Origin of the sequence: Pseudomonas sp. MM227 (assembly GCF_947090715.1) — a bacterium.
Taxonomy (GTDB): domain Bacteria; phylum Pseudomonadota; class Gammaproteobacteria; order Pseudomonadales; family Pseudomonadaceae; genus Aquipseudomonas; species Aquipseudomonas baltica.
Genome location: NZ_OX352319.1, coordinates 4,464,914 through 4,476,464, shown reverse-complemented (window position 1 = coordinate 4,476,464; position 11,551 = coordinate 4,464,914). Strand labels below are relative to the sequence as shown.

Sequence of the window (11,551 nt, the reverse complement as noted above, 5' to 3'; positions counted from 1 at the left end):
GTCTGGTCCTAACTCATGTTGGTGTATTGTTACACAACTTAAACAAATTGTGCGCGCCAGCGGCGGCCACCAGCAGCGCACGCTTGGCCGCAACCTGGCCCTGCACTTCGCTCAGGTCCGGATAAGGCTTGCTCAACAGCAACAGGCCATTGGCATTGAAAGGACTGATCGGATTGCGCCCATTGAAATGACTGACCAGCTGCATCAGATCATCCGCAGCAATCACCGTCAGGTTCGAGGCCAGCGCTGCCTCTTCGGCGTTATCCCTGGGCACGATCAGCGTTCGCCCTGCATCGCGAGCAGCGAGGGCAGCGGGCAAGACACCCTGCACCGGCCGCACGGCGCCCGACAGCGCCAGCTCGCCCAGGCATTCCACGTTATCCAGGGTAAGGGCCGGAATCTGCCCGCTGCCCGCCAGGATACCCAGCGCAATGGCCAGGTCGAACCGGCCGCCGTCCTTCGGCAGATCCGCCGGCGCCAGGTTCAGGGTGATCCGCCGCGCCGGAAACTCCAGCCCCGAATTGAGAATCGCGCTGCGCACGCGATCCTTGCTCTCCTTGACCGAGGCCTCCGGCAGCCCCACCAAAGTCAGCGCCGGCAGCCCATTGGCCAGATGCGCCTCGACCGTGACCGCAGGCGCACCCACGCCCACCTGGGCTCGGCTGTGAACGATAGCGAGAGACATGCGTGCTCCATGCGTTGAAAGAGGAACCGCTTCCTGCGGTGGTGGTGCGAGGGTAGTGGATGGGGAAGGGGGCGCCAGTGGAGAAATGATTCACGGTGCTACGGATGGCAGCAGCACGCAGGTCATGGTTTCCAGAGATTGCTTTTCAGCAACAAACCCGCCACCAAGGCGAGTGTGTGAGATGGATGACACGTTGTTGCGACCCTACACCACCCCGCCGCGATCCCCCATGAACGCCTCCAGCCGCGACCGCAACCACCGCTCCGCCGGATCCGTATCGGTGATGCTCAACCACACCATCGACAAATCCAGCGTCGGCGCATCGAACGGCAGCGGTTCGTCGAACAGGTTGCCGTGAGCGGCCATCGCGGTGGCGGCGTAGTCGGGCAGGCCGGCGAGCATGTCGGTGCCGGCGAGCAGGGCGGGCAGCGAGCTGAATTGGGGCACCGACAGCACCACTTGGCGGGTGCGGCCGATTTCCTGCAGCCACTCATCGGCGATACCGCTGGTGTGCGCAGTCGGCGACACCAGTACGTGGGGGCGGGCGCAGTATTCGTCCAGGGTCAGTGGGGTAGCCGACTTGTCGGCGCGCAGCACGCGCGGGCGCATGCGGCGCAGTAGTTTACGCTTGGCATTGGCCGGCAGGCCGCGGGTCTGGCTGATGCCTACGGTGATGTCGCCGGAGGCGAGCAGGTCGGGAATGCGCCAGTAATCCACGTGCTGCACCACGATCACCACTTTCGGCGCCTCGGTGCGCAGTGCGCGCAGCACTTGCGGCAGCAGGCCGAACTCGACGTCGTCGGACAGGCCGATGCGGAAGGTCATGGTACTTACGGCCGGATCGAAATCATGGGTCAGGCTCAGCGCCACCGACATCGCGTCCAGCGCGGGGGAGAGGTGCCGAATGATTTCCTCGGCGCGCGCGGTGGGTTCCATGCGATGGCCGATGCGGATGAACAGCGGGTCGTTGAACAGGGCGCGCAGTCGGTTCAGCGCTGAACTGACCGTAGGCTGGCCGAGGAACAGCTTTTCCGCGACGCGGGTGACGTTGCGCTCGAGCATGAGGGCTTCGAACACCACCATCAGGTTGATATCGGCCTTGCGCAGCTCGTTGCGGTTCATCGAAGCACGTCCCTGCTGTTCAATGGCAATGCCGAGCGTGGCACAAAGCGGTGCAGCCGATCGGCAACCGAGCTGCGTCTCAGATATTACTCGGCCTTGGGTGCTGCCTTGGCTTCCATCTCGGCGACTTTGGCTTCCAGGCTCTCCAAGCGCGCGCGGGTACGCGCCAGCACGACCATCTGGCTGTCGAATTCCTCGCGGCTGACCAGGTCGAGCTTGCTGAAGCCGGACTGCAGCAATGCCTTGAACTGACCTTCGAGCTCCGCGCGCGGCTGTGCGGTGTCACCGCTGAACAAGCGCGAGGCGTGGTCGCTCAGGGTGTCGAGGAACGCTTTGGGCGGGAGCATGGGAAATTTCCTGAGACAAAGTGATGCGCAGTGTATCACGCAGCCATGCGCTGAAAAGCCGAGCCGCAGCGCACGGTTTTCGCGCACAGGTGTGCCCAGCGCTGCACCCTTGTTGTGCGCTTGCCCGCGCTGCCTGCTCAAACCGCTGCACAAAAGCCGCGCAGGGTGGCCAAATCTCGCGGTTTGCGCGACATGGCAAGCTTTCTGCTTAGAGCCAAGAGACCCATGCACTGATGGACTCGTCGTGACGAGAACGGTGCGCAGCTTCAAGGGAAGTGTTTCGTCAGCAGTTGTTTATCGGTTGTCGGTCCGGGCTGCGGGGTCGACGACGCGTTACAAAGCCAGGCACTGCGCTTAGACTTGATCCGGGTTTGTTTTCCTGGGGCAAGTCCACCAATTCGGGAGAGAGTTTCATGAAGCTAGTCACTGCCATCATCAAGCCATTCAAGCTGGACGACGTGCGCGAGTCGTTGTCGGAAATCGGCGTGCAAGGCATCACCGTTACCGAAGTCAAGGGTTTCGGTCGGCAGAAAGGCCATACCGAGCTGTATCGCGGCGCGGAGTACGTGGTCGACTTCCTGCCCAAGGTCAAGATCGACGTCGCTATCGATGACAAGGATCTGGATCGCGTCATCGAAGCCATCACCAAGGCCGCCAACACCGGCAAGATCGGCGACGGCAAGATTTTCGTGGTCAATCTGGAACAGGCGATTCGCATTCGTACCGGCGAAACCGATACCGACGCAATCTAAAAAAAAGCCGACACAACCCAACGCCCCAGGAGTAAACAATATGACTCTGCGTCAATTCGCAGGGCTAGGAGCCCTGTTGTCCCTCGCAATGCCAGGCCTTGCCCTGGCGGACGAGGCGGCAGCCCCCGTTCTCAACTCCGGCGATACCGCCTGGATGCTGACCGCGACCGCCCTCGTGCTGTTCATGACCATTCCTGGCCTGGCGTTGTTCTACGGCGGCATGGTGCGCTCCAAGAACGTGCTCTCGGTGATGATGCAGTGTTTCGCCATTACTGGCCTGATCAGCATCCTGTGGATGGTCTACGGCTATAGCCTGGCCTTCGACACCACCGGCATGGAGCAGGGCGTCGTCAACTTCAATTCCTTCGTCGGCGGGCTGTCCAAGGCTTTCCTCAGCGGCGTGACGCCGAGCAGCGTCACCGGCCCGGCGGCACTGTTCCCTGAGGCAGTGTTCATCACCTTCCAGATGACCTTCGCCATCATCACACCGGCGCTGATCGTCGGCGCCTTCGCCGAGCGCATGAAGTTCTCCGCGATGCTGATCTTCATGGCCATCTGGTTCACCCTGGTCTATGCACCCATCGCGCACATGGTCTGGTCCGGCAACGGCGGCCTGATGTGGGACTGGGGCGTGCTGGACTTCGCGGGCGGCACCGTGGTGCATATCAACGCCGGTGTTGCCGGTCTGGTTGCGTGCATCGTGCTGGGCAAGCGCAAGGGCTACCCGACCACCCCGATGGCGCCGCACAACCTGGGCTACACCCTGATCGGCGCGGCCATGCTGTGGATCGGCTGGTTCGGCTTCAACGCCGGTTCGGCTGCAGCGGCGAACGGCACTGCCGGCATGGCAATGCTGGTCACCCAGATCGCCACCGCCGCTGCGGCGCTGGGCTGGATGTTCGCCGAGTGGCTGACCCACGGTAAGCCAAGCGCACTGGGCATCGCTTCGGGCGTGGTTGCTGGCCTGGTGGCCATCACCCCGGCGGCTGGTACTGTCGGTCCGATGGGTGCACTGGCAATCGGCCTGGTGGCCGGTGTCATCTGCTTCCTCTGCGCTACTACGCTCAAGCGCAAGATGGGCTACGACGACTCCCTGGACGCCTTCGGTGTACACGGCATCGGCGGCATCGTCGGCGCGATTCTGACCGGCGTGTTCGCAGCGCCCGCGCTGGGTGGTTTCGGCACCGTCGAAGACATCGGCGCGCAGGTCTGGATCCAGCTCAAGGGCGTCGGCTTCACCGTGGTCTACACCGGTATCGTGACCTACGTCATCCTCAAGGTGCTGGATGCGGTGATGGGTCTGCGAGTCAACGAGGAAGAAGAGGCGGTGGGCCTTGACCTCGCGCAGCACAACGAGCGCGGCTACAACTTGTAACCGTTCGGAAAAAAATGCCCGGCTTGCCGGGCATTTTTTTGCCTGCGATTTGTCATCTGCTTCAGGTCCGGCGGGTTTGCCGCCGGGGCTGTCGGCTGCCGTAGCGATCGCGCGCGGCGGCTCAGTGCAAAACAGTCGCGAACAGGCTCTTTGCTTTTTCCCAGAGCGCGCTAGAATGCGCCCCGAACGGACGAGAACGGTATGTGGCAGCAAACCCTCATCACCTTGCGAGCCAGGCCTCGCGGGTTTCACCTGGTGACTGACGAGTTGCTCGCACAACTGCCGCGCCTGCGCGAATGCCGCGTGGGCCTGCTGCATTTGTGGCTGCAACACACTTCGGCGTCGTTGACCGTCAACGAAAACGCCGATCCGGCCGTTCGCCGGGACTTCGAGCGTTTCTTCAACCGCCTCGTGCCACAGGGTGCAGACGGTTTCGAACACAACGACGAAGGGCCCGACGACCTGCCAGCGCACTTCAAGGCCAGCTTGCTGGGCTGCCAGGTGACCGTTCCGGTGACCTCGGGAAGGCTGGCGACAGGTACCTGGCAAGGTATTTATTTGGGCGAGCATCGCGATCATGGCGGCGCACGTCGGGTCCTTGCCACGCTGTATGGCGAGGACGCTTGACCGCTGGTTACCAGTGGATGTGAATTTTTTCCGGCAACCGTCGACATAAGGTAAAGCTGGGCTATAAATAATCTGCTTTCGCAAGTCATGAGGTAGAACATGAGCGACGATGATCTGGAAAACGACGACCTCGAAGTAGGCGAAGAAGACGAGGCCGAAGAAACCCTCGAGGCGGCTGCCGAAGACGTTGCGGAGGACGACGGTGGCGACACACCCGTACCCGCTGCCAAGGGCAAGGCCAAGGCGGCGGTATCGGTGGATGAACTGCCGAGTATCGAAGCCAAGAACAAAGAGCGCGATGCGCTGGCTCGGGCGATGGAAGAGTTCCTGTCGCGCGGCGGCAAGGTGCAGGAAGTCGAGCCCAACGTGGTGGCCGATCCACCCAAGAAGCCCGACAACAAGTACGGCAGCCGCCCTATCTGAAGGCTCGTCGCTCGAAGCAACATAGAAAAAGCCCGCGGTCGCTGCGGGCTTTTTTGTGGGTGCGGGGTAGACACTGACGGCCTCTTCGCGGGCAGAGAACTCGCCGCTCGCCCGCTCCCACAGCTAGCCCAGTTGCAGCAGCAGTGCAGGCAACTGTGCCAGGCTGGCGACCTCGGCGTCGGGTTTGCCTTCGGCGGCCCATGGCTTGCCTTGCGGGTTGTACCAGATGGCCTTCATGCCCGCCTTCTGCGCGCCGGCGATGTCATCGCCCGGGTGATCGCCGATGTGCACCGATTCGTGGGCGCCCGCATCGCCCAGGCGCATGGCTTCCAGAAAGGGCCGCGAATCCGGCTTGCCCACGCCCAGGTCTTCGGCGCATAGCGCAAAGGTGAAGAAATCAGCGATGCCCAGTCGACGCACATCGGCGTTGCCGTTGGTAACCACGCCCAGGGTATAACGCTGGCAAAGGATCTCCAGGGCTGGCTGGGCCTCGGGAAAGATGTCCACCTGATGCCGAGCGTGCAGGAATACCTCGAAGGCCCTGTCGGCCAGCGAGGCCGCTTCATCCTCGGCATAGCCAGCGTCTTGCATGGCGTGCCGCAGCACACGACGGCGCAGCGCGCTGATGCGGTGCTTGAGCGAAGGGTCGGCGTCGACCAGGCGCTGGCGGATCTGGAACAGGTGCTCGACCGGCACTGGGCCCAGTCTCGGCGCCTGGTCGGCCAGCCAGTCGCGCAGGATGGCTTCGGCGCTGACGATGACCGGGGCGGTATCCCACAGGGTGTCGTCGAGGTCGAAAGTGATCAGCTTGATGCTCATGAGTCGCCGCCTTTGCGTTTTGCCCGTGGGTGGGCACTGTCGTAGACACTGGCCAGGTGCTGGAAGTCCAGGTGGGTATAGATCTGCGTGGTAGCGATGTCGGCGTGGCCAAGCATCTCCTGCACGGCACGCAGGTCGTGGGACGACTCGAGCAGGTGGCTGGCAAACGAATGACGCAGCATGTGCGGATGCAGGTTCTGCCCCAGCTCACGCTCGCCGGCGGCCTTGACCCGTACCTGGATGGCACGCGGCCCGAGCCTGCGGCCCTGCTGGCTGACGAACACGGCATCGTCGATGGGGTTGCTCATCGAGCGCAGCGCCAGCCACTGCTCCAGCGCCGCGCGCGCCTTGCGACCCACGGGCAGTACACGGGTCTTGCTGCCCTTGCCATGCACCTGCACCAGGCCGTCGGCGAGGTCGAGCTGCCCGAGGTCGAGGCTGGTCAGCTCCGACAAGCGCAGACCCGAAGAATAGAACAGCTCGAGAATGGCCTGGTCGCGATGGGCCAGGAAGTCGTCTTCCACCGCACCTTCGAGCAGCTGCAGGGCGCGATCGGTGTCCAGCGTCTTGGGCAGGCGACGCTCGCCCTTGGGCGGCGCCAGGCCATTGGCCGGGTCGTGGCTGCAGAGGCCTTCGCGATTGAGGTAGCGATACAGGCCACGCACGGCCGAAAGCAGGCGCGACAGACTGCGCGACGACTGCCCTTGCTGATGCTGGCGAGCGATCAGACGCCGCAACAGCTGGATGTCCAGTGCCTGCCAGGTCGCCAGGCCTTCCTTCTCGCAGAATTCGACGACCTTGGTCAGGTCGCGCCGGTAGGCATCCAGGGTATGCACCGACACCTGGCGCTCACTGCGCAGGTGCGTGCAGTAGGCATCCAGTTGTTCGCGCACCTCAACGTACCGAGCGCAGCGCGCCGGTGTAGCGTGGCAATACCCGGCTGAGCACTTCGCCGATATGGCTGAGGAACAGCGTGCCCACCGAACTCTTGTAGTGCGCAGGGTCGCGGCTGCCGATGGCCAGTACGCCGTGCAGGCCTTGATGCAGCAATGGCACCAGCGCGGTCGAGCCGACCTGCGAGGCCTGGTCGCTGCCGAACAGGAACGCCAGTTCGTGTTCGCGCAAGGCACCACTGAGCGACTTGCCCTCCGACAACAGCCCACCGATGGCCTGCTGCGCTTCACCACTGGTCACGCTGCGGCCTACCGGGGCGGGAATGTCGTTGAACAGGATCAGGCTGACGAAGGGCACCTGGAAGTCTTCGCGCAGGCTGTCTTCGACGCTGATCACCAGCTCGTCCAGGGACGCGGCATCGAGCATGGCCAGAATCAGGCGGCGAGTCTTCTCGAACAGGCGATCGTTGTCGCGCGCGAGCTCCATCAGGTGCGAGAGGCGCTGGCGCATCTCGCCGTTGCGGTCACGCAGCAGCGTCATCTGCCGTTCCACCAGCGACACCGTGTCGCCGCGCTGGTGGGGCAGGCGCAGCTGAGTCAGCAATTCCTCATGCTGCTCGAAGAACGCCGGGTTGGCGGCTAGAAAGTCGGCCACGGCCGAAGCCTCCAGGACCTCCGCAGGCGCGGGTACTTGAGGCTGGTCGGTCATTGGCTGTACTCGGTCATAAACGCACTTGTCCTTCGAAGACCCGAACCGCAGGGCCGGTCATGATCACCGAATGGCCTGGCCCGGCCCATTCGATGGACAGGCGGCCGCCTGGCAGGTCGAGCAGCAGTGGCGAATCCATCCAGCCCTGGCTGATGGCTGCGACTGCGGCAGCACAGGCGCCGGTGCCACAGGCCTGGGTCTCGCCGGCGCCACGCTCCCAGACACGCAGCTGCGCGCGGGTGCGATCGACTACGTGCAGAAAGCCCACGTTCACCCGTGCCGGAAAGCGCGGATGGTGTTCGATCTTCGGCCCCAGTGCGTGCACCGGCGCATTGTTGATGTCGTCGACACGCAGCACTGCGTGGGGGTTGCCCATGGACAGGGCGGCGATCTCGACGCTCTGGCCATCGACGGACAGCTCGTAGCTGCGCGCCTGGGAGTCGGCCTGGAACGGGATGTCGGCCGGCACCAGGCGCGGCGGGCCCATGTCGACGCTGATCTGACCATCGCTGCGGACGTCCAGGGTGATGATGCCGCCCTTGGTTTCGACGCGAATGGTCTTCTTGGCCGTGAGGCGCTTGTCCAGCACGAAGCGGGCGAAGCAGCGCGCGCCGTTGCCGCATTGCTCCACCTCCGAACCGTCGGAATTGAAGATGCGATAGCGGAAGTCGACATCGGGATTGTTCGGCGCTTCGACCAGCAGCAATTGATCGAAGCCGATGCCGGTGTGGCGATCGCCCCACTGCTTGGCATGCTTGGGCAGGATATGGGCATGTTGGCTGACCAGGTCCAGCACCATGAAGTCGTTGCCCAGGCCATGCATCTTGGTAAAACGCAGTAGCATGGGATTACTCCGGCAACAGGCTTTCGCCGGCGAAAAGCTCGGCCACGGTTTCGCGGCGGCGTACTTCGAATGCCTGGTCACCATCGACCAGCACCTCGGCACAGCGGCCGCGCGTGTTGTAGTTCGAGCTCATGACGAAACCGTAGGCGCCGGCCGAATGCACGGCCAGCAAGTCGCCTTCGGCCAGCACCAGTTCACGCTCCTTGGCGAGGAAGTCACCGGTTTCGCAGATCGGCCCGACGATGTCGTAGGCACGTGCCTGACCTTCCCGCGGCTTGACCGGGCTGACGTTCATCCATGCCTGGTACAGGGCCGGGCGGATCAGGTCGTTCATCGCCGCGTCGACGATGGCGAAATCCTTGTGCTCGGTATGCTTGAGGTATTCCACCTGAGTCAGCAAGACCCCGGCATTGGCCACGATGAACCGCCCCGGCTCGAACACCAGGGTCAGCTCGCGACCGTCCAGGCGCTCGCGCACGGCCTGGATGTAGTCGGCAACCAATGGCGGCTGCTCTTCGCTGTAGCGCACGCCCAGGCCACCGCCCAGGTCGATGTGGCGCAGGTAGATGCCGCAGTCGCCAAGGCGATCGACCAGGTCGAGCAAGCGATCCAGGGCGTCGAGGAACGGTGCCAGCGTGGTCAGCTGCGAGCCGATGTGGCAATCCACGCCGATCACGTCGAGGTTGGGCAACTGCGCGGCACGTACATAGACGTCTTCGGCTGCAGCGATGTCGATGCCGAACTTGTTCTCTTTCAAGCCCGTGGAAATGTACGGGTGGGTGCCCGCGTCGACGTCCGGATTGACCCGTAGCGACACAGGCGCGCGCACGCCTAGCTGGGCGGCGACTTCCTGCAGGCGTTCCAGCTCGTCGGTGGATTCGACGTTGAAGCAGTGCACGCCTACTTCGAGGGCGCGGCGCATGTCGGCGCGGGTCTTGCCGACGCCGGAAAACACCACGCGCTCGGCGCGCCCGCCCGCGGCCAGCACGCGCTCCAGTTCGCCGCCCGAGACGATGTCGAAACCGGCGCCCAAACGCGACAGGACATTGAGCACGGCCAGGTTGGAGTTGGCCTTCACGGCAAAGCAGACCAGCGACGGGGTGCCCTGCAGGGCATCGGCGTAGGCGTTGTACTGCGCCTCGATGTGGGCGCGCGAGTAGACGTACGTCGGCGTGCCGAAGCGCTGGGCCACGGCCGACAGGGCTACGCCTTCGGCAAACAGTTCACCGTCGCGGCGTTGAAAAGCGTCCATGGTGTTCCCTTAGTAGTGCTTGTGCGGTTGCGACGACTTGGCTTGGTCCTCGGGAGATTTGCTGTCATCGGGCAGGTACAGCGGGCCCTTTTGACCACAGGCGGACACCAGGCAGGCAACGGCGACGAGCGCGGCCAGGGAAGAGATCAGGCGCTTCATGGCGAAATCCTTTGTATAAGCAGTAATTGCGCCCGAGTATACCCAGCGCCCGGCATGGTGGCTATGCAGGTGGGCCGCCAGCGGTGCCACCGATCCAGACGGGTGCATTATGCTTTGCATAAACCGCTGGCTGCTCGTATCTTGCCGCCCGTAGCGCGAACAGACACTTTCCGAGGTTCCTGCAATGAGTTTGACCGAAGCCCGTTTCCACGACCTGGTCGATGCCACCCAGCAGGCGCTGGAGGAGTTGCTCGAAGACCACGCCGACGACATCGAAATTTCCGCCGGCATGATGACCATCAAGTTCGACAACGGCAGCCAACTGATCATCAGCCGCCAGGAGCCGCTGCGCCAGCTGTGGCTTGCCGCGCGCTCCGGTGGCTATCACTTCGATTACGACGAAGAGTCGGGCAAGTGGCGCTGCGAGAAATCCGAGGAATTGCTGGGCGAGGTACTGGCCCGGGCGACCGAGGAACAGGCCGGCGTCGAGCTGGATTTCGAAGAGATCTGATGGTGAGCCAGCCCGCACGCGCCCCCAAGCCGCTCTACAGCAACGTCAGCCCGTCGGTACAGTCACCTTGCGTGAGCCTGTGCCGGCTGGACGAAGAACGCGTTTGCCAAGGGTGTTTCCGCCATGTCGAGGATATCCGCGCCTGGCGCTCGGCCGATGACGATACGCGGCGCCAGATCATCGCTGTGGCCGAGCAGCGCCGCTCGCAGGCGCTGTCGGCGCCTGCTGGCGACTGACAGCACCTGCTTCCATCAAGCCCCGATGCTCAGGCAGGCTCGGCCACCGTCAGGATGGTGAGCAATGACTGCGCGTGCCCGGCAGCCTCATGGCCCAGGCTGGTCAGGTAGCCGCCATCGGGCTTGGTGATCAATTCCTTTTCATGCAGGCGAGTCGCGGCGGCAATGGCCGCAGGTGATGCAGTGTGGTGGATTTTCAGACCTTCCATGGTGTTGCCGAGGTTGAACAGGGCAAGGATTTCCAGCTCGGCAACCAGTTCCGGGGTGTAGGACGACATAGGCGCTCCCGACTTTCTTATGGAATGAACGACAGCACCGAGGGGCGCTGAACGCTGTACCCCGACACCGTGGCAGCGGGGTTTTTCCAGTGTAGTCAGCCGCAGGCGAACGCGCCTGTTCAGCGTCAGACTTTTTCCGCTGGCAGCTCGGGCAAGGCGCGCAGAGCGGCTTCGTACCAGGCCGTGTCGAACGCACGATCCTGCTCCAGAATGGCATCGATCTCGATCGCCAGTACATGAGCCATCATGTTGAGGATGTCCTCGCGCTCATAGCCCACCAGCGTCAGCTTGTTGAACGTGGCCTTGGCCGCGGGCGGGTTGTCGCTTTCGATCTGATTCTCGATGGCCTGGGTGAGGGTGGCTTCGGCAAATGCTTCGTCGTCGTCTGGCAGGTTGTCGCTCATGGGGATGTTCTCGATCGGGGTCAATGTCGGGTTCTGGGGGGAGCCCTTCGCGGGCAGAGACCCGCTCCCACAGGATATCTAACATCTACTGTGGGAGCAGGGCGCGAAGAGGCCG

16 protein-coding genes and 1 pseudogene are annotated in these 11,551 nt (G+C 63.5%); 6 read left to right on the top strand and 11 right to left on the bottom strand.

The genetic code is table 11. From position 1 onward, the window contains the following. Positions 1-43: 43 nt before the first annotated feature. The 3 genes and pseudogenes from ONG87_RS20420 to ONG87_RS20410 form a co-directional block, all read right to left on the bottom strand. Positions 44-685 (bottom strand): annotated as a pseudogene (locus ONG87_RS20420) (magnesium chelatase domain-containing protein); the annotation flags it as partial. Positions 686-889: 204 nt separating this feature from the next. Then, positions 890-1,807, bottom strand: coding sequence for a LysR family transcriptional regulator (locus ONG87_RS20415; RefSeq protein ID WP_192059370.1), 918 nt, complete (start codon positions 1,805-1,807; stop codon positions 890-892). A gap of 86 nt (positions 1,808-1,893) precedes the next feature. After that, positions 1,894-2,154 (bottom strand): accessory factor UbiK family protein, encoded by a 261-nt coding sequence (locus ONG87_RS20410; RefSeq protein ID WP_122479935.1) that lies wholly within the window; start codon positions 2,152-2,154, stop codon positions 1,894-1,896. Between the two features lie 413 nt (positions 2,155-2,567). On the opposite strand from ONG87_RS20410, the gene glnK reads away from it, so the two are divergent. From glnK to sutA, 4 genes are all read left to right on the top strand, one after another. Then, positions 2,568-2,906, top strand: coding sequence for a P-II family nitrogen regulator (gene glnK / locus ONG87_RS20405; protein WP_002555808.1), 339 nt, complete (start codon positions 2,568-2,570; stop codon positions 2,904-2,906). Between the two features lie 40 nt (positions 2,907-2,946). Further along, entirely contained in the window at positions 2,947-4,281 is a 1,335-nt protein-coding gene (locus ONG87_RS20400; RefSeq protein WP_122479934.1) for an ammonium transporter, read from the top strand. A 201-nt stretch (positions 4,282-4,482) separates the two neighbouring features. After that, positions 4,483-4,908: a secondary thiamine-phosphate synthase enzyme YjbQ gene (locus ONG87_RS20395; protein ID WP_122479933.1), complete on the top strand. Its 426-nt coding sequence runs from the start codon at positions 4,483-4,485 to the stop codon at positions 4,906-4,908. A 99-nt stretch (positions 4,909-5,007) separates the two neighbouring features. After that, positions 5,008-5,331: a transcriptional regulator SutA gene (gene sutA / locus ONG87_RS20390; protein WP_122479932.1), complete on the top strand. Its 324-nt coding sequence runs from the start codon at positions 5,008-5,010 to the stop codon at positions 5,329-5,331. 123 nt (positions 5,332-5,454) lie between these two features. Here sutA and ONG87_RS20385 read toward each other — a convergent pair whose 3' ends face one another. The 6 genes from ONG87_RS20385 to ONG87_RS20360 are packed head-to-tail and all read right to left on the bottom strand — an operon-like array spanning position 5,455 to position 10,007. Then, positions 5,455-6,150: an HAD family hydrolase gene (locus ONG87_RS20385; protein ID WP_264381940.1), complete on the bottom strand. Its 696-nt coding sequence runs from the start codon at positions 6,148-6,150 to the stop codon at positions 5,455-5,457. Further along, the gene (gene xerC / locus ONG87_RS20380) at positions 6,147-7,043 is read right to left on the bottom strand and encodes a tyrosine recombinase XerC (RefSeq protein WP_264381939.1); all 897 of its coding nucleotides are present in this window, start codon (positions 7,041-7,043) and stop codon (positions 6,147-6,149) included. Before xerC ends, ONG87_RS20385 begins: the two co-directional genes overlap by 4 nt. A gap of 1 nt (position 7,044) precedes the next feature. Then, entirely contained in the window at positions 7,045-7,752 is a 708-nt protein-coding gene (locus tag ONG87_RS20375) for a DUF484 family protein (RefSeq protein WP_264381938.1), read from the bottom strand. A 13-nt stretch (positions 7,753-7,765) separates the two neighbouring features. Next, positions 7,766-8,596: a diaminopimelate epimerase gene (gene dapF, locus ONG87_RS20370; RefSeq protein WP_122479928.1), complete on the bottom strand. Its 831-nt coding sequence runs from the start codon at positions 8,594-8,596 to the stop codon at positions 7,766-7,768. A 4-nt stretch (positions 8,597-8,600) separates the two neighbouring features. Next, the gene (gene lysA, locus ONG87_RS20365; protein WP_264381937.1) at positions 8,601-9,848 is read right to left on the bottom strand and encodes a diaminopimelate decarboxylase; all 1,248 of its coding nucleotides are present in this window, start codon (positions 9,846-9,848) and stop codon (positions 8,601-8,603) included. Positions 9,849-9,857: 9 nt separating this feature from the next. After that, the gene (locus ONG87_RS20360) at positions 9,858-10,007 is read right to left on the bottom strand and encodes a lipoprotein (protein ID WP_043192229.1); all 150 of its coding nucleotides are present in this window, start codon (positions 10,005-10,007) and stop codon (positions 9,858-9,860) included. 184 nt (positions 10,008-10,191) lie between these two features. On the opposite strand from ONG87_RS20360, the gene cyaY reads away from it, so the two are divergent. Together cyaY and ONG87_RS20350 are read left to right on the top strand one after the other, a co-directional pair. Next, complete coding sequence (gene cyaY / locus ONG87_RS20355) at positions 10,192-10,518, top strand: iron donor protein CyaY (RefSeq protein WP_122479926.1); 327 nt, start codon at positions 10,192-10,194, stop codon at positions 10,516-10,518. Then, positions 10,518-10,754, top strand: coding sequence for a DUF1289 domain-containing protein (locus tag ONG87_RS20350; protein ID WP_122479925.1), 237 nt, complete (start codon positions 10,518-10,520; stop codon positions 10,752-10,754). The genes cyaY and ONG87_RS20350 overlap by 1 nt, the downstream gene beginning before the upstream one ends. A gap of 29 nt (positions 10,755-10,783) precedes the next feature. Here ONG87_RS20350 and ONG87_RS20345 read toward each other — a convergent pair whose 3' ends face one another. Together ONG87_RS20345 and ONG87_RS20340 are read right to left on the bottom strand one after the other, a co-directional pair. Further along, positions 10,784-11,032 carry a TIGR02647 family protein gene (locus ONG87_RS20345; RefSeq protein ID WP_122479924.1) on the bottom strand — a complete coding sequence of 83 codons (249 nt, stop codon included), beginning with the start codon at positions 11,030-11,032 and terminating at the stop codon, positions 10,784-10,786. 125 nt (positions 11,033-11,157) lie between these two features. Then, positions 11,158-11,436 carry a hypothetical protein gene (locus tag ONG87_RS20340; protein WP_192059379.1) on the bottom strand — a complete coding sequence of 93 codons (279 nt, stop codon included), beginning with the start codon at positions 11,434-11,436 and terminating at the stop codon, positions 11,158-11,160. Positions 11,437-11,551: the final 115 nt, after the last annotated feature.